Consider the following 26,474-nt stretch of genomic DNA (forward strand, 5'->3'; position numbering starts at 1 on the left):
AGAGCCTGTATGACCGTCACCCTCAAAACCCCAGAGGACATCGCAAAAATGCGGATCGCCGGCAAATTGGCCGCCGATGTGCTGGAAATGATTGCCGATTATGTCAAACCGGGTGTCACCACCGAAGAACTGGACCGCATCTGCCACGACTATATCGTCAATGAGCAGAAAGCCATCCCTGCCCCGCTCAACTACAAGGGCTTCCCGAAGTCGATCTGCACCTCGATCAACCATGTGGTCTGTCATGGCATTCCGAACGAGAAACCATTGAAGGATGGCGACACGCTGAACATCGACGTCACCGTGATCAAGGACGGTTACCACGGCGACACCAGCCGCATGTTCCACGTCGGTACCGTGCCGGTCTGGGCCGAACGTCTGTCCCAGGTGACTCAGGAATGCATGTACAAGGCCATCGAACTGGTCAAACCCGGCTGCCGCCTGGGCGATATCGGTGAAGTGATCCAGAAGCACGCAGAAAAGAACGGCTTCTCGGTGGTTCGCGAGTTCTGCGGGCACGGCATCGGCAAGGTGTTCCACGAAGAACCACAAATCCTGCACTACGGCCGCGCCGGCACCGGCATGGAACTGAAAGCAGGCATGACCTTCACCATCGAGCCGATGATCAACCAGGGCAAGGCCGATACCAAGGTGTTGGGCGACGGCTGGACCGCTATCACCAAGGATCGCAAGCTGTCGGCGCAGTGGGAGCACACCCTGCTGGTGACCGAAACCGGTTACGAGATCTTCACCCTGCGCAGCGACGATACCATCGCGCGCGTTTCGGCCTGATCCCGCCCGCTCCGTTCCCAGCCTTATAGAAAGGAAAGCCAATCGATGCCGCAGGTGGATCCCGAACTCTTCGACCGCGGCCAGTTCCAGGCTGAACTGGCCCTGAAGGCAAGCCCTATTGCTGCTTTCAAGAAGGCGATCCGTCAGGCCCGCGAGGTGCTCGACGAGCGGTTCCGCAGTGGCCGGGACATTCGCCGACTGATTGAGGATCGCGCCTGGTTTGTCGACAACATCCTGCAACAAGCCTGGGAACAGTTTAACTGGAGCGAAGACGCCGATATCGCCCTGGTGGCAGTCGGCGGCTATGGTCGTGGCGAGCTACACCCCTATTCCGACATCGATCTGCTGATTTTGCTGGACAGCGCCGATCACGAAATTTTTCGGGATTCCATCGAACGTTTTCTGACGTTGCTGTGGGACATCGGCCTGGAAGTCGGCCAGAGCGTTCGTTCGGTGGACGAATGCGCCGTCGAGGCCCGTGCCGACCTGACGGTCGTCACCAATCTGATGGAAAGCCGCACCATTTGCGGCCCCGAGCGGCTGCGCCAGCGCATGCTGGATGTCACCAGCACCGCGCACATGTGGCCGAGCAAGGAGTTCTTCCTGGCCAAGCGCGCCGAGCAAAAGGCCCGTCACCACAAATACAACGACACCGAATACAACCTGGAACCCAACGTCAAAGGCTCGCCCGGTGGCCTTCGGGATATTCAGACGATTCTCTGGGTGGCCCGTCGCGAATACGGCACCCTGAACCTGCGGGCCTTGGCGGGCGAAGGTTTCCTGGTGGAGAGCGAAAACGCCCTGCTGGCCTCGTCCCAGGAGTTTCTGTGGAAGGTACGTTACGCCCTGCACATGCTCGCCGGCCGCTCAGAAGACCGCCTGTTGTTCGACCACCAGCGTTCCATCGCCGGGCTATTGGGGTTCGAAGGCAACGACGCCAAGCAAGCCATCGAAAACTTCATGCAGCAGTATTATCGGGTAGTCATGAGCATTGCCCAGCTCAGCGACCTGATCATCCAGCACTTTGAAGAAGTGATCCTGGCCCCCGAAGACGAAGCACCACCACAGCCGATCAACTCGCGGTTCCAGCTGCACGACGGCTACATCGAGGCGCGTAGCGACAACGTGTTCCGCCGTACGCCATTCGCCATGCTCGAGATCTTTGTGCTGATGGCCCAGCAACCGGAAATCAAAGGTGTACGCGCCGATACCATCCGTCTGCTGCGCGAGAATCGTCATCTGATCGATGACGACTTCCGCAACGATATTCGTAATACCAGCCTGTTCATCGAGCTGTTCAAGTGCAAAATCGGCATCCACCGCAATCTGCGGCGGATGAACCGTTACGGCATCCTTGGGCGCTATCTGCCGGAGTTCGGCTTCATTGTCGGGCAGATGCAGCATGACCTGTTTCATATCTATACGGTCGACGCGCACACCCTGAACCTGATCAAGCACCTGCGTAAGCTGCAGTACACCCAGGTGTCGGAAAAATTCCCGTTGGCCAGCAAGCTCATGGCCAAACTGCCCAAACCCGAACTGATTTACCTGGCCGGTCTTTATCACGACATTGGCAAGGGCCGGCATGGCGATCACTCGGAAATCGGCGCCGTGGACGCCGAAGCTTTTTGCCAGCGCCACCAGTTGCCGATCTGGGACAGCCGTCTGATCGTATGGCTGGTGCAGAACCATTTGATGATGTCGACCACGGCCCAGCGCAAAGACCTGTCCGACCCGCACGTGATCCACGATTTCGCGCAGACCGTCGGCGATGAAACCCGCCTCGATTATCTGTACGTGCTGACCGTTGCCGACATCAACGCAACCAACCCGACGCTGTGGAACTCCTGGCGCGCGAGCCTGTTGCGCCAGCTCTACACCGAGACCAAGCGCGCCTTGCGTCGTGGTCTGGAAAACCCGGTGGATCGCGAAGAGCAGATCCGCCAGACCCAGAGCGCGGCACTGGACATTCTCGTACGCGGCGGCAACGATCCGGACGATGTCGAGCAGCTCTGGGCGCAACTGGGCGATGACTACTTCCTGCGCCACACCGCCGGCGACGTGGCCTGGCACACTGACGCGATTCTGCAGCAGCCGGCCGACGGCGGCCCGCTGGTGCTGATCAAGGAAACCACCCAGCGCGAGTTCGAGGGCGGTACGCAGATCTTCATCTATGCACCGGACCAGCACGATTTTTTCGCCGTGACCGTGGCAGCGATGGACCAGCTCAACCTGAACATTCACGATGCCCGGGTCATCACCTCCAGCAGCCAGTTCACCCTCGACACCTATATCGTGCTCGACACCGATGGCGATTCGATCGGCGACAACCCGGCGCGGGTCAAGCAGATCCGCGAAGGCCTGACCGAAGCCCTGCGCAACCCGGACAATTACCCGACCATCATCCAGCGTCGGGTGCCGCGCCAGCTCAAGCATTTTGCGTTTGCGCCACAGGTCACAATCCACAACGATGCTCAGCGTCCGGTGACCGTGCTGGAGCTCAGTGCGCCCGACCGTCCGGGGTTGCTGGCGCGGATCGGCACGATCTTCCTGGAATTCGACTTGTCGCTGCAGAACGCCAAGATCGCCACCCTGGGCGAGCGCGTGGAAGACGTGTTCTTCATCACCGATGCGAACAATCAGCCGCTGTCCGACCCGTTGCTGTGCAGCCGCTTGCAGGATGCCATCGTCGAACAGCTGAGCGTCAGCCAGGAACCCGATATCAAACTGTCCCGATTCAGTATCTGAACCAACAATTTCCCCTGTGGGAATGGACTTCCTGTGGACAGGGGCTTGTTGTGGCGAGAGGGCTTGCCTCACCACAACAAGCCCCCTGCACCACACTAGCCCTCCCACATTGAACGAGGCCCTCATGAACAACGCTCTGAACCAGTTGCAGCCCTACCCGTTCGAAAAGCTCCGCGCCCTGCTCGGCAGCGTCACGCCAAACCCGGAAAAGCGCGCCATCGCGCTGTCCATCGGCGAGCCGAAACACCGCTCACCAGCTTTTGTCGCTGAAGCCCTGGCAAGCAATCTGGATCAGATGGCCGTGTATCCGACTACCCTCGGCATCCCTGCCTTGCGTGAAGCTATCGCCGCCTGGTGCGAACGCCGCTTCAGCATCCCGAACGGCTGGCTCGACCCGGCGCGCAATGTGCTGCCGGTCAACGGCACCCGCGAAGCGCTGTTCGCGTTCACCCAGACCGTGGTCAACCGTGGTGACGACGCATTGGTGGTCAGCCCGAACCCGTTCTATCAAATCTACGAAGGCGCGGCATTCCTCGCCGGCGCCAAGCCGCATTACCTGCCGTGCCTGGATGAAAACGGCTTCAACCCGGATTTCGACGCTGTTTCACCGGACATCTGGAAACGCTGCCAGATCCTGTTCCTGTGCTCGCCGGGTAACCCGACCGGTGCACTGATTCCGGTCGAAACTCTGAAGAAGCTGATCGCCCTGGCTGACGAATACGACTTCGTGATCGCCGCAGACGAGTGCTACAGCGAGCTGTATTTCAACGAACAAACCCCACCGCCAGGCCTGCTCAGCGCATGCGTCGAACTGGGTCGCAAGGACTTCAAGCGTTGCGTGGTGTTCCACAGCCTGTCCAAGCGTTCCAACCTGCCGGGCCTGCGTTCGGGCTTCGTGGCCGGTGATGCCGATATTCTCAAAGGCTTTCTGCTGTATCGCACCTATCACGGCTGCGCGATGCCGGTTCAGACCCAACTGGCCAGCGTTGCCGCATGGAATGATGAAGTGCATGTACGCGCCAACCGTGCGCTGTACCGCGAGAAATACGATGCGGTGCTGGAGATCCTCAGCCCGGTGATGGACGTGCAGCGCCCGGACGGTGGTTTCTACCTGTGGCCGAATGTGAACGGTGATGACGCGGCATTCTGCCGTGATCTGTTCGAGCAGGAACACGTGACCGTGGTACCGGGTTCTTACCTGTCACGCGATGTGGATGGCGTCAATCCAGGCGCCGGGCGTGTACGCATGGCATTGGTCGCGCCTTTGGCCGAATGCGTAGAGGCGGCTGAGCGAATTCGCAACTTCATTACAACACGCAACAACTAACAACTAACAACTATTACGCCTGCACCGCGCAATGCGGCGCAGGCCAACTTAGACAACAACGCAAACCCCTCAATCATCAACTCCGCATTAACCATTATACGTAATAACTTGCACAACCAAACCCATAGACAATTCCATTCAACTAAAATACTTTCAAGGCTCACTCACAACCAATCAAATACAACAACATGAATCAATATAACTACTGCAACCCCCTTAAACCCACCGACCCGCTCGCGTCTTATGATGCTGCAATTAACGAGCGCCCCGGTAACAATACAAACAGCAGCGGCGGTCGAAACAAACGCAGCGTTGGTGAGCACACCAAGTACTGGCGCCCCGGAAGAACATTAAAAATTCTCGTTTACCGCTATAACGAACAGTCATTTGAAGCCGTAAAAAATGGCGCAAACAAATGGCTTCCCTACATCAATCTAAACTTCGAATTCATTGAAATGGACGAAGAAGACATCTATGACTCCGATGACTTTCTAGGCGATATCCGGGTCAACTTTCAACCCTTATTAAAAAATGGCGGTAGCTCACAACTGGGTACCGACGCACTGACCGGCAGTCCCCATACCCCATCGATGGTATTGGGAACTGACTTTGCCTCACCCCATTACGAGTATGTGGTCATCCATGAGTTTGGACATGCACTGGGCTTGAACCATGAACATCAACATCCAGATGCCGCGATACCATGGGACCGAGAAAAAACCTATGCACACATGGAAATCGATTCAAAACTGTCCCGTGCAGATGTTGACGCCAACGTCTTTCCACTCGAGCGTACTGCCAATCGGACCTATACGCCCTACGACCGGCATTCAGTGATGCATTATCAAGTCCTCAACGAACTCACTGTGGGCGACTGGCATCAACCCAAGAACTTGCACATCAGCGAGGGAGACATCTCCGCCATGCGCGCGATTTATCCATAATCATCACAGTACACGTTGGCGGTTACTTGACGGCCCCCAGCTTGACCTCGCTTGGATCAAGCTCCCCCAACACCTCGCGCAGCACGTCATCACCGATCTGGTGATGACGACTGAGGCTGTACAACTCCAGGCGCTGCGCCCGCAGCGCCCTGAACGTCACCAGGCCCGAGGCATCGTTCATCAGCGCCTCGCCCTGCAGCATACCAACGGTAACGGCAACGGGATCACCCGTCCGATCAGGCGCGAAACGCCGACCAGCATCAACAGGATCAGGACGGAATAGGCGGTTTGCATAAAGCGTGATTCCCAGACAATCGACAGCATTGAAGTGACATGTCAGCCGCTTAGACTGCGACCTGGCCCTTGCACCAATGTCGCACGCCGGCACACCGCGCCTTCTGTAGGAGCCGAGCTTGCTCGCGAAAGCAGAGGGTCAGTCAACATCATTGCTGGATGTCATACCGCTATCGCGAGCAGGCTCGCTCCTACAGGTTTGGCGGTAACGAATGAACCACAGCCGACGCGAAACCGTCCGGTCATGGCATAATCCTTCACCTTTTATTTTCAGCACCTGCAAAGGGGGCAATTCCTTGACCGCTTCAAGCAAAACGTTGCACCTTTTCGGCATCAAAGCCTGCGACACCATGAAAAAGGCGCGCACCTGGCTCGATGAACACGCTGTCAGCTATGACTTTCATGATTACAAAACGGTCGGAATCGACCGTGAACACCTGAGCCAATGGTGCGACGAGCACGGCTGGCAAGTGGTGTTGAACCGTGCAGGCACGACCTTTCGCAAGCTCGACGACGAACGCAAAGCCGATCTCGACCAGCGCAAGGCCATCGAACTGATGCTCGCACAACCTTCGATGATCAAGCGCCCGGTGCTCGATCTCGGTGACCGAACCCTGATTGGCTTCAAGCCAGATATCTACGCGGCCGCGCTCAAGTAAGGCAGCCCGTTCCATTTTGTTAGAGGTATCAACATGTCCACTACCCTGTTCAGCCTGGCCTTTGGTGTCGGCACTCAAAACCGTCAAGGCGCATGGCTGGAAGTGTTTTACGCGCAGCCACTGCTCAACCCGTCGGCCGAACTGGTCGCCGCCATTGCGCCGGTTCTGGGCTACACCGACGGCAATCAGGCCATCGCCTTCAGCACCGCTCAGGCGTCCCAACTGGCCGAAGCGCTGAAAAGCGTCGACGCTGCACAAGCGGCACTGCTGACCCGTCTGGCCGAGAGCCACAAGCCGCTGGTCGCCACGCTGCTGGCCGAAGATGCACAGCTGAGCTCCACACCTGAGGCTTACCTCAAGCTGCACCTGCTGTCCCATCGCCTGGTCAAGCCCCACGGCCTGAACCTGGCCGGGATCTTCCCGTTGCTGCCGAACGTGGCCTGGACCAGCCAGGGCGCGATCGATCTGGCCGAACTGGCCGAGCATCAACTGGAAGCCCGTCTGCGCGGCGAGCTGCTGGAAGTGTTCTCGGTGGACAAGTTCCCAAAAATGACCGACTACGTGGTACCGGCCGGCGTGCGTATCGCTGACGCGGCGCGCATTCGCCTGGGTGCTTACGTGGGCGAAGGCACCACCGTCATGCACGAAGGTTTCGTCAACTTCAACGCCGGCACCGAAGGCCCGGGCATGATCGAAGGCCGCGTTTCCGCTGGCGTATTTGTCGGCAAGGGTTCGGACCTGGGCGGCGGTTGCTCGACCATGGGCACCCTGTCGGGTGGCGGCAACATCGTGATCAAGGTCGGCGAAGGCTGCCTGATCGGTGCCAACGCTGGTATCGGTATCCCGTTGGGCGATCGCAACACTGTTGAGTCGGGCCTGTACGTGACGGCCGGCACCAAGGTTGCACTGCTGGATGAGCACAACAAACTGGTCAAAGTCGTTAAAGCCCGTGAACTGGCCGGTCAGCCTGACCTGCTGTTCCGCCGCAATTCGGAGACCGGTGCAGTGGAGTGCAAAACCCACAAATCGGCCATCGAACTGAACGAAGCGCTGCACGCTCACAACTAAGCAGAGCGTCAAACGATCACCTGAACTTGTAGGAGCGAGGCTTGCCCGCGAAGCTTTTGGCGCCAGTAATGACGCCTTCGCGAGCAAGCTTCGCTCCTACACAGGTCCGGCGTAGACCCGACCATCAGGTCAGGCGTACACCCCGCCCATGTTCACCAGGGCCCGATAACATGCTGATTCCCTCTCCTTGGCGCGCCGATTTCCCGGCCATCGCCGCCCTGCAACGGCAAGACCAGACTTATCTGGACAACGCCGCCACCACGCAAAAACCTCAAGCCCTGCTGGATGCCCTGGCGCATTACTACGCCAACGGCGCGGCCAACGTGCATCGGGCGCAACACTTGCCCGGCGCCCATGCCACCCAGGCGTTCGAAGATAGCCGCAACAAAGTCGCGCAATGGCTCAACGCCGGCGATTGCGGGCAGATCATCTTTACCCACGGCGCGACGTCCGCGCTGAACCTCTTGGCCTATGGCCTGGAACACGTATTCAATCCGGGCGATGAAATTGTCATCAGCGCTCTGGAGCATCACGCCAACCTGTTGCCATGGCAGCAACTGGCCCACCGTCGCGATTTAAAACTGGTGATCCTGCCGCTGGATGTCGACGGTTTGATTGACCTTGAAGCCGCCGCTCGCCTGATCGGCCCGCGTACCCGCCTGCTGGCGATCAGTCAGCTGTCCAACGTGCTCGGCGCCTGGCAGCCGTTGCCCGCATTACTGGCGATGGCCAAAGCGCACAACGCAATGACCGTGGTTGACGGCGCTCAAGGCGTGGTGCATGGTCGGCATGACGTGCAGGCGCTGGGTTGCGACTTCTATGTGTTTTCCAGCCACAAGCTCTACGGCCCGGATGGCCTGGGTGCGCTGTTCGGTCGTCATGAAGCGCTGGAGCAACTGCGCCCCTGGCAGTTCGGCGGCGAAATGGTGCTGGATGCCAACTACCACGATGCACGCTTTCGTCCTGCGCCACTGGGGTTCGAGGCGGGTACGCCACCGATTTCCAGCGTGATTGGCCTGGGGGCGACCCTGGATTATCTGGCCGGGCTGGATCAGGACGCCGTGTCCGCCCATGAAGCGGCGCTGCATGACTATTTGCTCAAAGGCCTTGAAGCGCGCAACGGCATTCGTCTGCTAGGCAAGCCGCAACTGGCACTGGCCAGTTTTGTCGTCGAAGGTGTGCATAACGCTGATCTGGCGCATTTGCTGACCGAACAGGGAATCGCCGTTCGCGCCGGTCATCATTGCGCCATGCCGTTGCTCAAAAGCCTTGAACTGGCCGGGGCGATTCGGGTGTCGTTAGCGTTGTACAACGACTCCGAAGACCTTGAACGTTTTTTTGAAGCGCTGGATCAGGCTCTGGAGTTGTTGCGATGACCTTGCCCGCCGATGCCGTCACCGCGCTGGATACTTTTCAGCAGGCTGCGAGCTGGGAACAGCGGGCGCGGTTGCTGATGCAATGGGGTGACCGTCTGCCGCCGTTGAGTGATGTGGATAAAGTCGAGGCCAACCGCGTGCATGGCTGTGAGAGCCAGGTGTGGCTGGTCGGTGCGCTGCAGGACGGGCACTGGCAATTCAGCGCCAGCAGCGATGCGCGCTTGATTCGCGGGTTAGTGGCGCTGCTGCTGGTGCGGGTCAACGGCTTGTCCGCAGTTGAGTTGCAGCAGGTGGATTTGGCGGATTGGTTTAATCAGCTGGGGCTCTCGCGGCAGTTGTCGTCGTCGCGCAGTAATGGCCTCAACGCCGTGCTACAGCGGATGCGGGATTTGTCTACGCCCCTGTAGGAGCGAGGCTTGCCCGCGAAGGCGGTGTGACAGATAAAACGCCTTCGCGGGCAAGCCTCGCTCCTACATAGGATGGTGTTTCAAACCTGCGGCTTGACCCGATCCGCCGGGCGCCGAACCCCGGCCACAATCTTATCCACAGCCTTGGTCGCCGCGACCATGCCGAATGTCGCCGTCACCATCATCACCGCGCCAAAGCCGCCGGCGCAGTCGAGCTTCACGCCATCACCGACAAAACTCTCCTGCAAGCAAATGCTGCCATCCGGTTTCGGGTAGCGCAGTTGCTCGGTGGAGAACACGCAGGGCACGCTGTAGTGACGGGTCACGGTGCGGGAGAAGCCGTAGTCGCGGCGCAGCGTGGAACGCACTTTCGACGCCAGCGGATCATTGAACGTGCGGTTCAGGTCGCAGACCTGAATCAGTGTCGGGTCGATCTGCCCGCCCGCGCCGCCGGTGGTGATGATCTGGATCTTGCGACGTTTGCACCAGGCGATCAGCGCCGCTTTGGCGTTGACGCTGTCGATGCAGTCTATAACGCAGTCGATGTTCGGCGTGATGTACTCGGCCATGGTTTCACGGGTGACGAAGTCCGCCACCGCATGCACCGTGCAGTCCGGGTTGATCCCGCGCAGACGCTCGGCCATCACCTCGACCTTGGGCTTGCCGACGGTGCTGTCCAGCGCATGCAGCTGACGGTTGACGTTGCTGACGCAGACGTCGTCCAGGTCGAACAGCGAAATCTCGCCCACGCCACACCGGGCAACAGCTTCCGCCGCCCAGGAACCGACGCCACCGACGCCGACGATCGCTACATGGGCCGCACGCAAGCGCTCAAGGCCTTCGATGCCATACAAGCGGGCGATGCCAGCAAACCGCGGATCTTCTGTACTCATGACCATTACCCCAAAAACCGGCGCGCATTATAGGGCCGTCGGCGGCCAAGAGCATCTTTGGGTCTATAAACGGCGGTCTTGACTGCCTTAATTGCCTACAAATTTATTGGAATTGGGCTACAACGCCCCGGTCAAAGAACTTAAGTCGACTTGGATTGCCCAACGTCCGGCATTTCCCTGTCCGCTGTACGGTCAGTGAACGCCCGGTGTAGGATGCGCGCCCCGCCCCTTGGCAGCCGGCCGCCGACTGTTCCTTCGTTCAGTAGCCCCTGGAACCTGAAATAGCTATGTCATCGCGTAAATTTGGACTCAACCTGGTCGTGGTTCTTGCAATCGCCGCCTTGTTCACCGGTTTCTGGGCGCTGGTCAATCGCCCCGTCACCGCCCCCAACTGGCCTGAACAGATCTCCGGCTTTTCGTACTCGCCGTTTCAACAAGGCCAGTACCCGCAAAAAGCCCAGTACCCGACCGACGATGAAATGCGTCGCGACCTGGAGATCATGAGCAAGCTGACGGACAACATCCGGACCTACTCGGTCGACGGCACGCTGGAGAACATTCCCAAACTGGCGGAAGAATTCGGCCTGCGGGTGACCTTGGGTATCTGGATCAGCCCGGATGAAGAGCGCAACGAGCGCGAGATCACCCGCGCCATCGAAATCGCCAACACCTCGCGCAGCGTGGTTCGCGTGATTGTCGGTAATGAGGCGATCTTCCGTAAGGAAATCACTGCAGCAGAGCTGAGCCTGATCCTGGATCGCGTCCGCGCGGCCGTAAAGGTTCCGGTCACCACCTCCGAACAGTGGCATGTCTGGGAAGAAAACCCGAGCCTGGCCAAGCACGTCGACCTGATCGCGGCTCACGTTCTGCCCTACTGGGAGTTCGTTCCCGTGGATAAGGCCGGTCAGTTCGTTCTTGACCGCGCCCGTGACCTGAAAAAGATGTTTCCGAAAAAGCCTCTGCTGCTCTCCGAGGTAGGCTGGCCGAGCAACGGCCGCATGCGCGGTGGCGCCGATGCGTCGCCGGCGGACCAGGCGATTTACCTGCGCACATTGGTCAACAAGCTCAACCGCCAGGGCTTCAACTACTTCGTGATCGAAGCCTTCGACCAGCCGTGGAAGGCCACTGACGAAGGTTCGGTGGGCGCGTATTGGGGTGTGTTCAACGCCGCGCGCCAACAGAAATTCAATTTCGAAGGCCCGGTGGTCGCGATCCCGCAATGGCGTGTGCTGGCGATCGGCTCGGCGGTATTGGCCCTGCTGTCCCTGACCCTGCTAATGATCGACGGCTCGGCCCTGCGTCAACGTGGCCGCACCTTCCTGACCTTTATCGCGTTCCTGTGCGGTTCGGTATTGGTGTGGATCGGTTATGACTACAGCCAGCAATACAGCACCTGGTTCAGTCTGACGGTGGGCTTCCTGCTCGCCCTCGGTGCACTCGGGGTGTTTATCGTTCTGCTGACCGAGGCCCATGAACTAGCCGAAGCGGTCTGGACCCACAAACGCCGGCGTGAATTCCTGCCAGTGGTGGGTGATTCGGACTACCGACCGAAGGTGTCGATTCACGTACCTTGCTACAACGAGCCGCCGGAGATGGTCAAACAGACCCTCAACGCCCTGGCCAATCTCGACTATCCGGACTTCGAAGTCCTGATCATCGACAACAACACCAAAGACCCGGCGGTCTGGGAACCGGTGCGCGATTATTGCGAAACCCTCGGCCCGCGCTTCAAGTTCTTCCACGTGGCACCGTTGGCTGGCTTCAAGGGCGGCGCGCTGAATTACCTGATTCCGCATACCGCCAAGGATGCCGAAGTGATTGCGGTGATCGACTCGGACTACTGCGTCGACCCGAACTGGCTCAAGCACATGGTGCCGCATTTCGCCGATCCGAAAATCGCCGTGGTGCAATCGCCACAGGATTACCGCGACCAGAACGAAAGCACCTTCAAGAAGCTCTGCTACGCGGAATACAAAGGCTTCTTCCACATCGGCATGGTCACCCGCAACGACCGTGACGCGATCATCCAGCACGGCACCATGACCATGACCCGGCGCTCGGTGCTCGAGGAACTGGGCTGGGCCGACTGGTGCATCTGTGAAGACGCCGAGTTGGGTCTGCGCGTGTTCGAAAAAGGCCTGTCGGCGGCGTATTACCACGACAGCTACGGCAAAGGCCTGATGCCTGATACCTTCATCGACTTCAAGAAACAGCGTTTCCGCTGGGCCTACGGAGCGATTCAGATCATCAAGCGTCACACCGCCAGCCTGCTGCGCGGCAAGGACACCGAACTGACCCGTGGCCAGCGTTACCACTTCCTCGCGGGCTGGTTGCCGTGGGTGGCGGACGGCATGAACATCTTCTTCACCGTCGGCGCACTGTTGTGGTCGGCAGCTATGATCATCGTGCCGCAACGGGTCGATCCGCCGTTGTTGATTTTCGCGATCCCGCCGTTGGCGCTGTTCGTGTTCAAGGTCGGCAAGATCATCTTCCTGTACCGCCGTGCGGTCGGGGTCAACCTCAAGGATGCGTTCTGCGCAGCATTGGCAGGGCTGGCGTTGTCGCACACCATCGCCAAAGCGGTGCTGTACGGTTTCTTCACCAGCAGCATTCCGTTCTTCCGCACCCCGAAAAACGCCGATAACCATGGCTTCTGGGTGGCGATTTCGGAGGCGCGCGAAGAGGTGTTCATCATGTTGCTGTTGTGGGGCGCGGCGCTGGGGATCTTCCTGGTGCAAGGCCTGCCGAGCAACGACATGCGCTTCTGGGTGACCATGTTGCTGGTGCAGTCACTGCCATACCTGGCGGCGCTGATCATGGCGTTCCTGTCGTCGCTACCCAAACCGGTGGCTGAAGCCACGACCGCACCGGCTGTCTAAATCAGTACAGATGCACTAAACGGCGGCCAATGGCCGCCGTTTTGCTTTAAGATAACCGCCATTTTGCAGGCCTTGGCCGGGCACGTACCAACGGCCGAACGCCATACCTGTGGGAGCGGGCTTGCTCGCGAAGCTTTTGGCGTCAGTGATGGCCCCTTCGCGAGCAAGCCCGCTCCCACATTTAGCCCGCGCCCATATTTCATGTTTTCGGAGCTTTCCATGACGGCCCACGCCGACCTTTCGCCGACCCTTCAACTCGCCATCGACCTGATCCGCCGTCCGTCCGTGACGCCGGTCGACGCCGATTGCCAGAAGCAGATGATGCAGCGCCTGGGCGATGCCGGGTTCAAGCTGGAACCGATGCGCATCGAAGAGGTGGATAACTTCTGGGCGACCCACGGTAAACACGAAGGCCCGGTGCTGTGCTTCGCCGGCCACACTGACGTGGTTCCGACCGGCCCGGTAACCGCCTGGCAGATCGACCCGTTCAACGCGGTGATCGACGAGCACGGCATGCTCTGCGGCCGTGGCGCGGCCGACATGAAAGGCAGCCTGGCCTCCATGACCGTGGCAGCCGAGCGCTTCGTCGCCGACTACCCGGACCACAAAGGCAAGGTCGCTTTCCTGATCACCAGCGACGAAGAAGGCCCGGCCCATCACGGCACCAAGGCTGTGATCGAACGCCTCGCCGCCCGTAAAGAACGTCTGGACTGGTGCATCGTCGGCGAACCGTCGAGCACCACCCTGGTCGGTGACGTGGTCAAGAACGGCCGTCGCGGCTCCCTCGGCGCCAAATTGACCGTGCGCGGCGTGCAGGGTCACGTGGCCTATCCGCACCTGGCGAAGAACCCGATCCACCTCGCTGCCCCGGCGCTGGCCGAGCTCGCCGCCGAACACTGGGACCACGGCAACGATTTCTTCCCGCCGACCAGTTTCCAGATTTCCAACGTCAATTCCGGCACTGGCGCGACCAACGTGATCCCGGGTGATCTGGTGGCGGTGTTCAACTTCCGCTTCTCGACTGAATCCACCGTCGAAGGCCTGCAAAAGCGCGTCGCCGACATCCTCGACAAGCATGGCCTGGACTGGCACATCGACTGGGCCCTGTCCGGCCTGCCGTTCCTCACCGAACCGGGTGCGCTGCTGGACGCCGTGTCGTCGAGCATCAAGGACATCACCGGTCGTGAAACCAAGGCCTCCACCAGCGGCGGCACCTCCGACGGCCGCTTCATCGCGACCATGGGCACTCAGGTTGTCGAACTGGGCCCGGTCAACGCGACGATTCACCAGGTCAATGAGCGCGTGCTGGCGGCCGATCTCGATGTGCTGACCGAAATCTACTACCAGACTCTGATCAAGTTGCTCGCCTGATGCTCGCATGTCCGATCTGCAGCGAACCGCTGAACACGGTGGACAACGGCGTGGCTTGCCCCGCCGGGCATCGTTTCGACCGTGCGCGGCAGGGTTACCTGAACCTGTTGCCGGTGCAGCACAAAAACAGCCGCGACCCTGGGGATAACCTGGCGATGGTCGAAGCCCGTCGCGACTTCTTGAACGCAGGCCATTACGCGCCAGTGGCCAAGCGTCTGGCGGAACTGGCCGCGCAATACGCGCCCCAGCGCTGGCTGGACATCGGTTGTGGCGAGGGTTACTACACCGCGCAAATCGCTGAAGCCTTGCCCAACGCCGATGGCTATGCGCTGGACATTTCCCGGGAAGCGGTCAAACGTGCCTGCAAACGCAACCCTGCCCTGACCTGGTTGATCGCCAGCATGGCGCGGGTGCCACTGGCCTCTGGCAGTTGCCAGTTTCTCGCCAGCGTTTTCAGCCCGCTGGACTGGGAAGAAGCCAAGCGCCTGCTCAGCCCCGGCGGCGGCCTGATGAAAGTCGGGCCGACCAGCGGCCATCTGATGGAATTGCGCGAGCGACTGTACGACGAAGTGCGCGAGTACACCGATGACAAGCATTTGGCGCTGGTGCCGGAAGGCATGGCGCTGCAGCACAGCGAAACCCTAGAGTTCAAACTGACGTTGGTCAGTGGTCAGGATCGCGCGAACCTGTTGGCCATGACACCCCACGGCTGGCGCGCCAGCGCCGAACGCCGGGCGGCGGTTATCGAACAGGCCGAGCCGTTCGAGGTCACTGTTTCGATGCGCTACGATTATTTTGTTCTTCAATAAACTCTTAAATTTTGGTCTTGAGCAAACAACTTGAGGCCGGCTAAATCCGCGAATGGATTTTTCAGACCCGCAGTGAGGACATCCATGCGCCAACCCGATATCGAGATTTACCTGAAAGACGCCGACGTCGACTACAAGGCCATCGCGGCCTGGCTCGGCGCGGCTTTAGGCCCGTGCACCGACTGGGTTCAGAAAGGCCAGACCTACAAGTGCAAGGCCGGCAGCGTGCCGGTCACCTGGTTGCCGAAAGCCGTGGGCAAATGGAACAGCCTGTTCCTGGACAGCGACCAGACCCCATGGGAAGACGACATCGCCTGCGCCCGCGCAGCCTTTGCCGCGCTGAACGTCGAAGTGCGTTGCGCACCGGGTAGCTGGGTCGAGGAAGAAGGTGAAGAGACGGCCGATCGCTGGATACGCATCAGCGCCGATGGTGAAGAAGAAATCACCTGGAAAACTGCTTAAGCAACAATCAGGCAGGCCGTCCAGGCGACCTGCCCTTTTCCGCCCTCTAAATACCTTGGTCCGCAGCTCTGTAGCTGAACAGGCTTGCTGCCGGCATGTTGGGTGCGACCCGGATGACCGGAATCGATCGGCCCGTCATCTTGTAGAAATCCCGTTGTATGAATTTCGCCTGTTCAAGCCCCGCATTTCCATTCGAACCGTCGAGATAAAAGAACGCTTTGATGGGGAGCGTCCCGGTGTTCTGAGGCCAGGTTTTGATCACGATTTCGTTTTGCCTCCAGCGAATGTGTTCGGCCATCGGGTTGTCCCTCGCAGAAAGGCTCAGGGCAAATGAGGACTGGTCGGTACCGAAGCCACACTGATGGAGATAGCGACTTTCATTGGTCGGTGGATAAGCCTGCATATGCGTGCGCCAGGCTGCAACAGTTACGATGCCCTGTGCAGCACAGGGCCTGCTGGTTTGTGGAAACTGCGAGGAGTCACCACACCCACTCGAGTACCGATTGCCGGTCCCCGCATCATAGGCAAAGGAACAAAGCACCTGAAGCGGGTATCCCCCGTTCTCGGTGAAGGCCTGCGCTGGCTTGAGAATCAGCCCGTGATTTCTCCCCTCCTGCAGTCGACTCATCCCCAGGTCAGACCGCATATAGCTGAACGAAACACCTCCCAGCCTCACAGCGCCCGGACTGGGATTCCACGCGCGAAATGCGGGCGAGGCATCGACTACCCTGATCAGCACTCCGTTGCATTCATATGCAGCTTTATTACCCGGACAGGTATTGCTGGTGTTGGAATACTGCGCATTAAGCTCATTCGCCACACGCTGTCCATCGGTCGGAGCTGTTGAACCAACGATCCTGACCACCAGCGGCGACGACGTAATCAGACTGCCCGCACCGCTCACCTTGTAGGTGTAAGTCAGATTGACCGTACGCCCCTTGTTTTCAGTCACCCACGCCTTGGGCAACTTGAACGTCAGTGTGCCTACGGTGGATACGGTCTGGATTGGCGCATCACGCAGCGCAACGCCGGTCAGGCGCACGCCGACGGTATCCCTTGGCGCCAGGTTCGGGTAACTGACCTGCACGTTGGCCTCGGTGCCGAGGGTATCGGCGTTCAACTCGCCGGCTGGCGCTTCGACCACCTTGAACACATTCAGGCCCTGAGCGCCCACCACACGGATGAACAACGGTGACGATGAAATCAGGCTGCCCGCCCCCCCCACCTTATAGATATAAGTCAGAAGGACCCCACGCCCCTTGTTTTCAGTCACCCACGCCTTGGGCAACTTGAACGTCAGCGTGCCCACGGTGGACACGGTCTGGATTGGCGTCTCACGCAGTGCCACGCCGGTCAGGCGCACACCGACGGTATCGCGGATCGCCAGGCTCGGGTAACTCACCTGCACGGTGGCATTGGCGCCCAGGGTGTCGGCATTCAACTCACCGGCAGGTGCTTCAACCACCTTGAACACTGTGGCTTGCTGGGTAGTGAACACCTCGCCACCGCCCTGCACCGGTATTGTCATGACCGAAGACTTTGCCGGGTCGGAAGTCGGCAGTTCATGGTCGGATGGGATGCCTTGCGAATTGCACCCGGCCACAGTCAGCACCAGCAAAAAGCCAATGATTCTCCACATGTCGATCACTCCCGACTGTTTCTGCGCCCGCCAATGCGAGCTCAGAGATAATGTTCCCTGAGATTAGGCTGGTGAAAAAAAGCAATCTACTGTCAGATATGACAGGTGGCTAAACATCCAGCATCAGGGTGAGAAATTACGCGACGTGGGTTGAGAGGGAAGGTGAGGAGACAGCGGATCGCTGGATGCGCCTCAACGCCGATGGTGAAGAAGAGATCACCTGGAAAACCGCTTGAAAGCAAAAGATCGCAGCCTTCGGCAGCTCCTACAGTTGGAATGCATTTCCCTATAGGAGCTGCCAAAGGCTGCGATCTTTTGATCTTGAGGTTTACAAGCCGCACCTGGAATCGCTGCCCTCAGTTCCAGTTGCCCACGACCTGATCAGCCTTTATGAATTCGAACTGCGCGGACTCGGCAGTTGTTCTGGGCAGCGTCAGTTTGATAATTGGTATCGCCTTGCTGGAGTACTTGTAAAAATCCTGCTGATTATATCGGGCGTTCGCCAGGCCGTTGCTCGTATAAAAGAACGCCTTGATCGGAATGGTTGTATGGATGTTCTGTGGCCAGGTAGCCAGACGGATTTCATTCCAGGAGTTGAACGACTCGGCTCCCATTAACTTCATGGCTAGTATCCCCTGATAAAACGCATTTGCAGCCAGAGCTCCTTGGCTGGATCGTACGTTGAAACCGCACTGACGCTGGTATTTCCATCCTGCCGGCCCTTGATTGTAATGGGTGAGCCATCCTGCTGCCGTGGTAATTCCCTGCTGCTCGCAAGAGCGACTGACGGTTGGATAATTACTGGATACACCACAACCCTGGTCGGCCCTGATGTCACTGCCCCCGTCTATTGGAAAAGCGCATAGAACCGGAATTTCCATACTCCCCGTCGGGCGTTGTTGTGATGGAAAAAAAACGAAACCACTGGTGTTTGGATAGTTGGCAGGAAATGCTTTGAAGAGAGCATCTTTACGCAAGTAGAAAAACGAAACACCACCGTTCTGCTGCGAGAGTGGACTGGGGTTCCAGGCGCGATAGCCGGCGCCGTTAATCGTCGCCCGCAATATGACACCCGAGCACAGCGCGGCAGGTAGCGAAGCACTGCCACAATTTTGTCGCGTATCGGCGTACTGCGCATTGAGGTCATTGGCAACACGTTGCCCATCTCCTACAGGCACTTCACCAATAACCCGGATGGGCAACGGCGACGAGGTGATCAGACTGCCCGCACCGCCCACCTTATAGGTGTAAGTCAGATTGACCGTATGCCCCTTGTTTTCAGTCACCCACGCCTTGGGCAACTTGAACGTCAGCGTGCCCACGGTGGACACGGTCTGGATTGGCGCATCACGCAGTGCCACGCCGGTCAGGCGCATGCCGACGGTATCGCGGATCGCCAGGCTCGGGTAACTGACCTGCACATTGGCCTCGGTACCGAGGGTATCGGCGTTCAACTCGCCGGCTGGCGCTTCGACCACCTCGAACACATTCTGGTCCTGAGCGCCCACCACATGGATGGGCAACGGCGACGAGGTGATCAGACTGCCCGCACCGCCCACCTTATAGGTGTATGTCAGATTGACCGTATGCCCCTTGTTTTCAGTCACCCACGCCTTGGGCAACTTGAACGTCAGCGTGCCCACGGTGGACACGGTCTGGATTGGCGCATCACGCAGTGCCACGCCGGTCAGGCGCACGCCGACGGTATCGCGGATCGCCAGGCTCGGGTAACTGACCTGCACATTGGCCTCGGTACCGAGGGTATCGGCGTTCAACTCGCCGGCTGGCGCTTCGACCACCTTGAACACATTCAGGTCCTGAGCGCCCACCACATGGATGGGCAACGGCGACGAGGTGATCAGACTGCCCGCACCGCCCACCTTATAGGTGTAAGTCAGATTGACCGTATGCCCCTTGTTTTCAGTCACCCACGCCTTGGGCAACTTGAACGTCAGCGTGCCCACGGTGGACACGGTCTGGATTGGCGCATCACGCAGTGCCACGCCGGTCAGGCGCACGCCGACGGTATCGCGGATCGCCAGGCTCGGGTAACTGACCAGCACATTGGCCTCGGTACCGAGGGTATCGGCGTTCAACTCGCCGGCTGGCGCTTCGACCACCTTGAATACCGACGACTGCGCGGCGGAAATACTCTGAACATCATCCTGTTGCGGTGATGACAGGGCTGTCATTGCTCGGATGGAGGATGCGGGCGGGACGTGTGTGGAAGTGGATTGCACCGCGCATCCAGCAACACCCAAGACCAACAAAATCGAAATACTTTTCCACATGACCGCTTTCCTCTCGAATGGAGCAAAGCCCTGAAAGATCTGACTCCAGGGATCGTATTTCGCGAGGGTAGGCGTGAGGAAAAAAACCGTCCACTGTCAAAACTGACAGGTGGCCATTCATACAGCATTGCTTTCAGGTTTTACCCGCTCACAAAAAAGATCGCAGCCTTCGGCAGCTCCTACAGGTGTACACAAAGCCCTGTAGAAGCTGCCGAAGGCTGCGATCTTTTGATCTTGAGGTTTACAACCCTACAACGTCTTCTGCCTGCAAGCCCTTCTCCCCGCTCACCACCGCATACTCAACCTGCTGACCTTCCGTCAGCGAGCGATGACCTTCGCCGCGAATAGCGCGGTAGTGCACGAACACGTCCACCCCGTCCTCACGCTGAATGAAGCCATAGCCCTTGGCGTCGTTGAACCACTTCACATTGCCGGTTTCGCGTGCAGCCATATCTAGTTACCCCCTTGTTTTTATTTTGAACGGCCGAGTATATGACAGCCGCGAAAACTCTCAACTCAAGTTTACTTAGGCGCTTTTTTGCCGATTTTCGGCGAATACGGCACACTATCTGCCGCCCGAGCAAACGCTCGGTTTTTTTCCACTCACGCAGAAGCCGTATGACCCGTTCCCCGTTCCGCCGTCTTGTGTTTGGCACCCTGCGCCGACTGCTGTACCTCTGGGTTCGCTCGGAGACGATCAATCAGTCGTCGTTCACCCTTAACCTCGACCGCAGCCGGCCGGTGTTCTACGTCCTGCAGAATCCTTCACTGACCGACCTCGCCGTGGTCGATACCGAATGCAGCAAGGCCGGCCTGCCGCGCCCGGTGTTGCCGGTGTCGGTAGGCGCGTTAATAGAACCCGCCGCGTTCTTTTACCTGACGCCGGAGCCCGACTGGCTCGGCCGTCAGGACAAACGCGGTGCGCCACCGACCCTGACCCGTCTGGTCAGCGCCCTGAGCCAGAACGCCGCCGAAGACGCGCAGATCATTCCGGTGAGCGTGTTCTGGGGCCAGTCGCCGGACAGCGAATCGAGCCCGTGGAAACTGCTGTTCGCCGACAGCTGGGCGGTCACCGGGCGTTTGCGTCGACTGCTGAGCATCATGATTCTGGGGCGCAAGACCCGGGTGCAGTTCTCGGCGCCGATTCATTTGCGTGAACTGATCGATCACAACAAAGGCCACGAGCGCACCGTGCGCATGGCCCAGCGGATTCTGCGGGTGCACTTTCGCAACCTGAAAGCCGCGGTGATCGGCCCGGACATTTCCCACCGCCGCAACCTGGTCAAAGGCCTGCTCAATCAGCCCTCGGTCAAACAGGCGATCCTCGACGAAGCCGAACGCGAGAACATCTCGCCGGAAAAAGCCAAGGCCCAGGCCCTGCGCTACGGCAACGAAATCGCCTCGGACTACACCTACACCGCGATCCGTTTTCTGGAAGTGGTGCTGAGCTGGTTCTGGAACAAGATCTACGACGGGATCAAGGTCAACCACATCGAAGGTGTGCAAAAGGTCGCCCAAGGTCACGAAGTGATCTACGTGCCGTGCCACCGCAGCCACATCGACTATTTGCTGCTCTCCTATCTTCTGTTTCGCAACGGCCTGACCCCGCCGCACATTGCCGCCGGGATCAACCTCAACATGCCGGTGATCGGCAGCCTGCTGCGCCGTGGCGGTGCGTTCTTCATGCGCCGCACCTTCAAGGGCAACCCGCTCTACACCTCGGTGTTCAACGAATACCTGCACACCCTGTTCACCAAAGGCTTCCCGGTCGAGTACTTCGTCGAGGGCGGCCGTTCGCGCACCGGGCGCATGCTGCAACCGAAAACCGGGATGCTCGCGATCACTCTGCGCAGCTTCCTGCGTTCGTCACGCATGCCGATCGTCTTCGTGCCGGTGTACATCGGCTATGAGCGCGTGCTGGAAGGCCGCACCTACCTCGGCGAATTGCGTGGCGCGAGCAAGAAGAAAGAATCGATTTTCGACATTTTCAAAGTCATCGGCGCGCTCAAACAGCGCTTCGGTCAGGTCGCGGTCAACTTTGGCGAGCCGATCAAACTGGCGGAGTTCCTCGACAGCGAACAGCCAGACTGGCGCCAACAGGAACTCGGTCCGCAGTTCAAACCGGCCTGGCTCAACGAAACCACCAACCGCCTCGGCGAAAAAGTCGCCCAGCATTTGAATGAAGCGGCGGCGATCAACCCGGTGAATCTGGTGGCCCTGGCGTTGCTGTCCACCAGCCGTCTGGCCCTGGACGATCGCGCCATGGCGCGGGTGCTTGATCTGTATCTGGCGCTGTTGCGCAAGGTTCCCTACTCCTCGCACACCACCCTGCCGGAGGGCGACGGTCGGGCGCTGATTGAGCACGTGAAAGACATGGACCTGCTGTCCGAGCAAAGCGATGCGCTGGGCAAGATTCTGTACCTGGACGAACAAAACGCCGTCCTGATGACCTACTACCGCAACAACGTGCTGCACATCTTCGCGTTGCCGTCGTTGCTGGCGAGTTTCTTCCAGAGCACCTCGCGCATGAGCCGCGAGCAAATCCTGCGCTACACCCGCGCGCTATATCCGTACCTGCAATCGGAGCTGTTCATTCGCTGGACGCTGGACGAACTCGATGGCGTGGTCGATCAATGGCTCGAAGCCTTCGTCGAGCAAGGCCTGCTGCGTTTCGAGAACGACGTGTACCTGCGTCCGGCACCGAGCTCGCGGCATTTCGTGCTGCTGACACTGTTATCAAAAAGCATCGCCCAGACTTTGCAGCGCTTTTACATGACCGTTTCCTTGCTGCTCAACAGCGGCCAGAACAGCATCAGCGCCGAAGAACTGGAAGATCTGTGCACGGTCATGGCCCAGCGCCTGTCGATCCTCCACGGCCTGAACGCCCCGGAGTTCTTCGACAAGAGCCTGTTCCGTCACTTCATCCAGACAATGCTGGACCTCGACGTGCTGCGCCGCGACGAAGCCGGCAAGTTGAGCTATCACAAACTGCTCGGCGAACTGGCCGAAGGTGCGGCCAAACGGGTATTACCGGCGGAGATTCGTTTGTCGATCCGTCAGGTGGCGCTGCATCGCAGTGAAGATGCGGCGGATCAAGTTTAGTTGAGGCTACCTGTAACTTTCTGACAATGATTACAAGAACAAGGACGTTCTTATAACCACCAAGTTATGAATTAATAGAGGTCCTCTACAACTAATCCCGATACGGATATTGCGATGAACCCATTAGAAAATATTAACCCACACGTAACGCTCACCTTTAGTTTGCCTGAAGACTTTCTGCCGCCCAGCGGTGGCGAAGGCGAAACTTATATAAGTGTTCATACCGCGAACTCTTCCACCCCCATCAAAGTGGCGCAATCCCGTGACCCCGTACTGCGTAGTGGGCGCTGGAACTTTTCATTTGCACACAACTATTCCGATGTCAGCGTTAAATACCTTGTCACCGTCAGCATGACCCACAACGGCGTTCCACTGCTGATTGACCTGGACTACTTCGTGATCGTCCATCGTGCGCCGCACCGACAAATCCTGCACCTTAGCCCTATCGGCCGCCTCTACCTCCAGGCACAGGAGCCTCAAGCGGTTCAACCTGAACACGCAGTAACCGTTGTTGCCCACGAGCACGACAATACGGCTGCACAATTGACGCAAATACATATCAGCGAAAAAATGGCGGAAGCGTTTTACCTGGAATACGATCCGGACACTGTCGTACCTGGTAAACGCTATACGCTGACAGCCACTGAAAATGAATACCGCAATTCAATTGCAGTATCTCCAGAATCCGTTGTATTGAAACCCTTTAGTAGAACCTGAAAAAGCGCTGCCAGAAGATTCATGGGGCGAAATCGCCGGAAAAAACCGTTAAATTGCCGTTGGCGTTCGTCTACTTCGAGCGCCAACGACAGGGATTCAATTCATGAAAAAACTCTCATTTCTAGGGCTTACGGCTCTACTCGCAGCCTGCCAATCAATACAACCTGCTGCGAAAACCAGCCTCAATGGCGAAGTTTTCTACCTGCAACGCATCGCCCTGCCGCCGAGCGCAACATTGAGCGTCAGCCTGCAGGACATTTCCCTCGCCGACGCGCCCGCCGTTATCCTCGACGAACACAAAGGCCCGGTCAAAGGCCAGGTGCCGCTGCCGTTTCATCTGAGTTACGATCCAGCGCAGGTCAAACCGGGCCATCGTTATTCGGTTAGCGCACGGATCGAAGTGAATGGCGAACTGATGTTCATCACCACCGAACATCATGCCGTGCAGCTGGATGGCAGCGATCCGCAGCCACTGAAAATCCGCGTCGACGCCGCCCGCTAATTCTCTATTTTGAACAAGGAAGCCGCCATGCTCCGCCCTACCCTTCGCTTCGCCGGCCTGTGCGCAGGCTTGATGATCTGCGCCAACGCCTTGGCCTTGTCGCTCAATGACCTGTCGCAACAAGACGCCACCGGCGGTCTCAAGGACGCTCTGACCCAAGGTGCGCAACTGGCCGTTAAACAACTCGGCACACCCGGCGGCTTCAGCAACAACCCGGACGTGAAAATCGAACTGCCGGGCAAGCTGGGTAAGGTCGCCAAGAAAATGAAACAGTTCGGCATGGGCGATCAGGTCGATCAACTGGAAACCAGCATGAACAAAGCGGCTGAGGCGGCCGTGACGCAGGCTCAGCCGATTCTGGTGGATGCGGTGAAGAAGATGACCGTGGAGGATGCCAAGGGGATTCTCGGCGGCGGCAAGGACTCGGCGACTCAGTACCTGAGCAAAACCAGCCGCGAGCAGATCCGCACCAAGTTCCTGCCGATCGTCAAACAAGCCACCGACCAAGTCGGCCTGGCCCAGCAATACAACGCGTTCGCCGGACAAGCCGCGACCCTGGGCGCGCTGGATGCGAAAAACGCCAACATCGAAAGCTACGTGACCGAGCAGGCGTTGAACGGTTTGTTCGAGATGATTGGCAAGCAGGAACAAACCATTCGCCAGAACCCTGCGGCGGCGGCGACCAGTTTGGCGAAGAAGGTATTTGGTACGCTCTAAGCCTCAACTCCGATCCTGTAGGAGCGAGCTTGCTCGCGATTGCGGTGTGTCAGCCACAGTATGTCGACTGACACGGACTCATCGCGAGCAATCTCACGCCCCCGGGGATCAGACCGCGGACGCTGCCCGCAGGAAGAACACCCACTCGCGCCCCATCCTCCTTTTCTCGAACACCATCAACTCGACCAAACCATTCAGAGTGGCTGACGCGGTGTTGTAAGAGCAGTTCAGATTCTCCTTCACATTGACCGCCGTGAACTCCTTGGCCATACCACTCTTGGCCACTTGGTATACGGCTCGCTGTTTCTCGGTCAATCGGTCGAAAAAACCAGACTCCAGCAGCCATCGATCAAAGCTTTCGGTATAGGCCAGGCTTTTTCGATAAGCCTCGGTAAAAGCGCTGACAGCCCGGGAGATGACTGAACACTGGAAATCGATGAAGTAGGTCAGGTCCAGATCATCGGCCTCGGTATTCAGATACGAGCGCCCGTATTTCACCGGCGCATTGCGCAGCAACAAGCTGATCGCGATGTAGCGAAAGGCCGAGAAGTCATTCTTGAACATGAACCAGTAAAACAGTGCCCGTGCGACCCGGCCGTTGCCATCGCGAAAAGGATGCTCATAACCCAGTGCAAAATGCAGCGCGATTCCTTTGATCAATGGATGAAGGTAATCCACTTGACCGGGATCGTCGTGAGACTGGTTGATCCACTTCGACAGCACCTGCAATCGCGACACGAGCCCCGCTGCGGGAGGCGGCGTATGCACGGTATTACCTTCGCCATCCTGCACCACCACGTCATCGTTGACCCTGAAGGCACCCGGTGAATATTGCGGGTCATCGATACCTTCGACGCCGACACGATGCATCGCCGCGATCAGCTCGACGCTCAAGGGCTCATATCGCTTTTCCCAGGCGAAGTTCATCATCTTGTAGTTACCGATGACCATCCTCTCATCCGGCGTACGCGGCAGGCGCTTGCGCTTGAGCATGTCCTTGGCCACCCGGGTGGTGGTTGCCGCGCCTTCGAGCTGGCTGCTGCTGATGGCTTCGTCTTCGATCAGATCGTTGAGCAGATAGCTGAAATGCGCTCGTTCGCCGATCTGGCCAGTCATGTATTCCAGCGCTGCCGTCGTCGCTTGTCGATCGACGGCCGAAACAGCTTTCTGGGCCAATGGGGTCAGCACAAATTGGCCCCATTGAATGGGCTCGCACAATGGCAAAATGCTGGAATACTGTGCGGTCCGGGCTTTCTTGACCAAGGCCCAGCACAGGTTCGCATCCAGTCCAGGCGCCCAGCGGTAGCGCAACTCATCGAAAGGAAGGTAGCGGCCCTGATCGTCCAGCGGCTTGAGCAGTGCGAGGTAGTCCGAGAGGCGTTCCTTGTGGGGTGACTGCCCCAACAGATCGAACACCGGGTCGGATCTGCCCCTGAGCATGGGCGGTTTTTTCATTATCGGTGTCTCAAAAACTCAC

The 26,474-nt window shown here is 58.7% G+C and carries 22 protein-coding genes; 16 read left to right on the top strand and 6 right to left on the bottom strand.

Annotation, left to right across the window (positions count from 1 at the left end; translation table 11 throughout):
* Positions 1 to 9 precede the first annotated feature (9 nt).
* The 4 genes from map (at position 10) to KW837_RS21300 (ending at position 5,811) form a co-directional block, all read left to right on the top strand.
* Positions 10 to 792, top strand: a complete 783-nt coding sequence (gene map, locus KW837_RS21285; RefSeq protein ID WP_095631674.1) for a type I methionyl aminopeptidase — start codon at positions 10 to 12, stop codon at positions 790 to 792.
* Between the two features lie 45 nt (positions 793 to 837).
* Entirely contained in the window at positions 838 to 3,540 is a 2,703-nt protein-coding gene (locus tag KW837_RS21290; protein ID WP_123501152.1) for a [protein-PII] uridylyltransferase, read from the top strand.
* Positions 3,541 to 3,664: 124 nt separating this feature from the next.
* Entirely contained in the window at positions 3,665 to 4,867 is a 1,203-nt protein-coding gene (gene dapC, locus KW837_RS21295; RefSeq protein ID WP_218398440.1) for a succinyldiaminopimelate transaminase, read from the top strand.
* A gap of 188 nt (positions 4,868 to 5,055) precedes the next feature.
* Positions 5,056 to 5,811, top strand: coding sequence for a M12 family metallopeptidase (locus tag KW837_RS21300; RefSeq protein ID WP_218398442.1), 756 nt, complete (start codon positions 5,056 to 5,058; stop codon positions 5,809 to 5,811).
* 22 nt (positions 5,812 to 5,833) lie between these two features.
* On the opposite strand, the gene KW837_RS21305 is transcribed toward KW837_RS21300, so the two are convergent.
* A complete protein-coding gene (locus tag KW837_RS21305) occupies positions 5,834 to 5,992 on the bottom strand; it encodes a hypothetical protein (RefSeq protein WP_218398586.1) in 159 nt (52 codons plus the stop codon).
* Positions 5,993 to 6,401: 409 nt separating this feature from the next.
* Here KW837_RS21305 and KW837_RS21310 point away from each other — a divergent pair, with 409 nt between their 5' ends.
* The 4 genes from KW837_RS21310 to KW837_RS21325 all read left to right on the top strand — a co-directional run bounded on the left by KW837_RS21310 (position 6,402) and on the right by KW837_RS21325 (position 9,615).
* On the top strand, positions 6,402 to 6,764 hold the full coding sequence (locus tag KW837_RS21310; protein WP_007907995.1) for an ArsC family reductase: 363 nt from the start codon (positions 6,402 to 6,404) through the stop codon (positions 6,762 to 6,764).
* 33 nt (positions 6,765 to 6,797) lie between these two features.
* A complete protein-coding gene (gene dapD / locus KW837_RS21315; protein ID WP_123501148.1) occupies positions 6,798 to 7,832 on the top strand; it encodes a 2,3,4,5-tetrahydropyridine-2,6-dicarboxylate N-succinyltransferase in 1,035 nt (344 codons plus the stop codon).
* A 170-nt stretch (positions 7,833 to 8,002) separates the two neighbouring features.
* A complete protein-coding gene (locus KW837_RS21320) occupies positions 8,003 to 9,208 on the top strand; it encodes an aminotransferase class V-fold PLP-dependent enzyme (RefSeq protein WP_218398445.1) in 1,206 nt (401 codons plus the stop codon).
* A complete protein-coding gene (locus KW837_RS21325) occupies positions 9,205 to 9,615 on the top strand; it encodes a SufE family protein (protein WP_218398447.1) in 411 nt (136 codons plus the stop codon). Before KW837_RS21320 ends, KW837_RS21325 begins: the two co-directional genes overlap by 4 nt.
* Positions 9,616 to 9,695: 80 nt before the next feature.
* Here the strand turns inward: KW837_RS21325 and tcdA are convergent, their stop codons facing one another.
* On the bottom strand, positions 9,696 to 10,508 hold the full coding sequence (tcdA, locus tag KW837_RS21330; protein ID WP_371317155.1) for a tRNA cyclic N6-threonylcarbamoyladenosine(37) synthase TcdA: 813 nt from the start codon (positions 10,506 to 10,508) through the stop codon (positions 9,696 to 9,698).
* Between the two features lie 287 nt (positions 10,509 to 10,795).
* Here tcdA and KW837_RS21335 point away from each other — a divergent pair, with 287 nt between their 5' ends.
* From KW837_RS21335 to KW837_RS21350, 4 genes are all read left to right on the top strand, one after another.
* Positions 10,796 to 13,387 carry a glycosyltransferase gene (locus KW837_RS21335; protein ID WP_218398451.1) on the top strand — a complete coding sequence of 864 codons (2,592 nt, stop codon included), beginning with the start codon at positions 10,796 to 10,798 and terminating at the stop codon, positions 13,385 to 13,387.
* 219 nt (positions 13,388 to 13,606) lie between these two features.
* Complete coding sequence (dapE, locus tag KW837_RS21340) at positions 13,607 to 14,758, top strand: succinyl-diaminopimelate desuccinylase (protein ID WP_123501141.1); 1,152 nt, start codon at positions 13,607 to 13,609, stop codon at positions 14,756 to 14,758.
* Positions 14,758 to 15,567, top strand: a complete 810-nt coding sequence (locus KW837_RS21345) for a putative RNA methyltransferase (RefSeq protein ID WP_218398453.1) — start codon at positions 14,758 to 14,760, stop codon at positions 15,565 to 15,567. Before dapE ends, KW837_RS21345 begins: the two co-directional genes overlap by 1 nt.
* An 84-nt stretch (positions 15,568 to 15,651) precedes the next feature.
* Entirely contained in the window at positions 15,652 to 16,029 is a 378-nt protein-coding gene (locus KW837_RS21350) for a hypothetical protein (protein ID WP_218398455.1), read from the top strand.
* A gap of 46 nt (positions 16,030 to 16,075) precedes the next feature.
* Here KW837_RS21350 and KW837_RS21355 read toward each other — a convergent pair whose 3' ends face one another.
* The 3 genes from KW837_RS21355 to KW837_RS21365 all read right to left on the bottom strand — a co-directional run bounded on the left by KW837_RS21355 (position 16,076) and on the right by KW837_RS21365 (position 20,410).
* Positions 16,076 to 17,668 (bottom strand): hypothetical protein, encoded by a 1,593-nt coding sequence (locus KW837_RS21355; protein WP_218398457.1) that lies wholly within the window; start codon positions 17,666 to 17,668, stop codon positions 16,076 to 16,078.
* A 356-nt stretch (positions 17,669 to 18,024) separates the two neighbouring features.
* Positions 18,025 to 19,860: a hypothetical protein gene (locus KW837_RS21360; RefSeq protein WP_218398459.1), complete on the bottom strand. Its 1,836-nt coding sequence runs from the start codon at positions 19,858 to 19,860 to the stop codon at positions 18,025 to 18,027.
* 340 nt (positions 19,861 to 20,200) lie between these two features.
* Positions 20,201 to 20,410, bottom strand: a complete 210-nt coding sequence (locus KW837_RS21365; protein ID WP_218398461.1) for a cold shock domain-containing protein — start codon at positions 20,408 to 20,410, stop codon at positions 20,201 to 20,203.
* Between the two features lie 167 nt (positions 20,411 to 20,577).
* Between KW837_RS21365 and plsB the strand changes: the two genes are divergently transcribed.
* The 4 genes from plsB to KW837_RS21385 all read left to right on the top strand — a co-directional run bounded on the left by plsB (position 20,578) and on the right by KW837_RS21385 (position 24,997).
* Complete coding sequence (gene plsB, locus KW837_RS21370) at positions 20,578 to 23,061, top strand: glycerol-3-phosphate 1-O-acyltransferase PlsB (protein WP_218398463.1); 2,484 nt, start codon at positions 20,578 to 20,580, stop codon at positions 23,059 to 23,061.
* Positions 23,062 to 23,175: 114 nt separating this feature from the next.
* Positions 23,176 to 23,778, top strand: coding sequence for a hypothetical protein (locus tag KW837_RS21375; RefSeq protein ID WP_218398465.1), 603 nt, complete (start codon positions 23,176 to 23,178; stop codon positions 23,776 to 23,778).
* Positions 23,779 to 23,881: 103 nt separating this feature from the next.
* Positions 23,882 to 24,280: a YbaY family lipoprotein gene (locus KW837_RS21380; RefSeq protein ID WP_123498137.1), complete on the top strand. Its 399-nt coding sequence runs from the start codon at positions 23,882 to 23,884 to the stop codon at positions 24,278 to 24,280.
* Between the two features lie 27 nt (positions 24,281 to 24,307).
* A complete protein-coding gene (locus KW837_RS21385; RefSeq protein ID WP_218398467.1) occupies positions 24,308 to 24,997 on the top strand; it encodes a DUF4197 domain-containing protein in 690 nt (229 codons plus the stop codon).
* Positions 24,998 to 25,105: 108 nt separating this feature from the next.
* Here KW837_RS21385 and KW837_RS21390 read toward each other — a convergent pair whose 3' ends face one another.
* Positions 25,106 to 26,452: a Fic family protein gene (locus tag KW837_RS21390; protein WP_218398469.1), complete on the bottom strand. Its 1,347-nt coding sequence runs from the start codon at positions 26,450 to 26,452 to the stop codon at positions 25,106 to 25,108.
* Between the last annotated feature and the right edge of the window lie 22 nt (positions 26,453 to 26,474).

The organism is Pseudomonas sp. PDM24 (genome assembly GCF_019218905.1).
GTDB lineage: Bacteria > Pseudomonadota > Gammaproteobacteria > Pseudomonadales > Pseudomonadaceae > Aquipseudomonas.

Bases quoted from the DNA above. Each gene is read 5' to 3' on its own strand.
- KW837_RS21385 (WP_218398467.1), top strand. From the start codon at position 24,308: ATGCTCCGCCCTACCCTTCGCTTCGCCGGCCTGTGCGCAGGCTTGATG.
- KW837_RS21290 (WP_123501152.1), top strand. From the start codon at position 838: ATGCCGCAGGTGGATCCCGAACTCTTCGACCGCGGCCAGTTCCAGGCT.
- KW837_RS21300 (WP_218398442.1), top strand. From the start codon at position 5,056: ATGAATCAATATAACTACTGCAACCCCCTTAAACCCACCGACCCGCTC.
- KW837_RS21350 (WP_218398455.1), top strand. From the start codon at position 15,652: ATGCGCCAACCCGATATCGAGATTTACCTGAAAGACGCCGACGTCGAC.
- KW837_RS21375 (WP_218398465.1), top strand. From the start codon at position 23,176: ATGAACCCATTAGAAAATATTAACCCACACGTAACGCTCACCTTTAGT.
- dapD (WP_123501148.1), top strand. From the start codon at position 6,798: ATGTCCACTACCCTGTTCAGCCTGGCCTTTGGTGTCGGCACTCAAAAC.
- KW837_RS21325 (WP_218398447.1), top strand. From the start codon at position 9,205: ATGACCTTGCCCGCCGATGCCGTCACCGCGCTGGATACTTTTCAGCAG.
- KW837_RS21305 (WP_218398586.1), bottom strand. From the start codon at position 5,992: ATGAACGATGCCTCGGGCCTGGTGACGTTCAGGGCGCTGCGGGCGCAG.
- KW837_RS21355 (WP_218398457.1), bottom strand. From the start codon at position 17,668: ATGTGGAGAATCATTGGCTTTTTGCTGGTGCTGACTGTGGCCGGGTGC.
- KW837_RS21345 (WP_218398453.1), top strand. From the start codon at position 14,758: ATGCTCGCATGTCCGATCTGCAGCGAACCGCTGAACACGGTGGACAAC.
- dapE (WP_123501141.1), top strand. From the start codon at position 13,607: ATGACGGCCCACGCCGACCTTTCGCCGACCCTTCAACTCGCCATCGAC.
- KW837_RS21335 (WP_218398451.1), top strand. From the start codon at position 10,796: ATGTCATCGCGTAAATTTGGACTCAACCTGGTCGTGGTTCTTGCAATC.
- KW837_RS21365 (WP_218398461.1), bottom strand. From the start codon at position 20,410: ATGGCTGCACGCGAAACCGGCAATGTGAAGTGGTTCAACGACGCCAAG.
- KW837_RS21380 (WP_123498137.1), top strand. From the start codon at position 23,882: ATGAAAAAACTCTCATTTCTAGGGCTTACGGCTCTACTCGCAGCCTGC.
- map (WP_095631674.1), top strand. From the start codon at position 10: ATGACCGTCACCCTCAAAACCCCAGAGGACATCGCAAAAATGCGGATC.
- KW837_RS21360 (WP_218398459.1), bottom strand. From the start codon at position 19,860: ATGACAGCCCTGTCATCACCGCAACAGGATGATGTTCAGAGTATTTCC.
- KW837_RS21320 (WP_218398445.1), top strand. From the start codon at position 8,003: ATGCTGATTCCCTCTCCTTGGCGCGCCGATTTCCCGGCCATCGCCGCC.
- KW837_RS21390 (WP_218398469.1), bottom strand. From the start codon at position 26,452: ATGAAAAAACCGCCCATGCTCAGGGGCAGATCCGACCCGGTGTTCGAT.
- dapC (WP_218398440.1), top strand. From the start codon at position 3,665: ATGAACAACGCTCTGAACCAGTTGCAGCCCTACCCGTTCGAAAAGCTC.
- tcdA (WP_371317155.1), bottom strand. From the start codon at position 10,508: ATGAGTACAGAAGATCCGCGGTTTGCTGGCATCGCCCGCTTGTATGGC.
- plsB (WP_218398463.1), top strand. From the start codon at position 20,578: ATGACCCGTTCCCCGTTCCGCCGTCTTGTGTTTGGCACCCTGCGCCGA.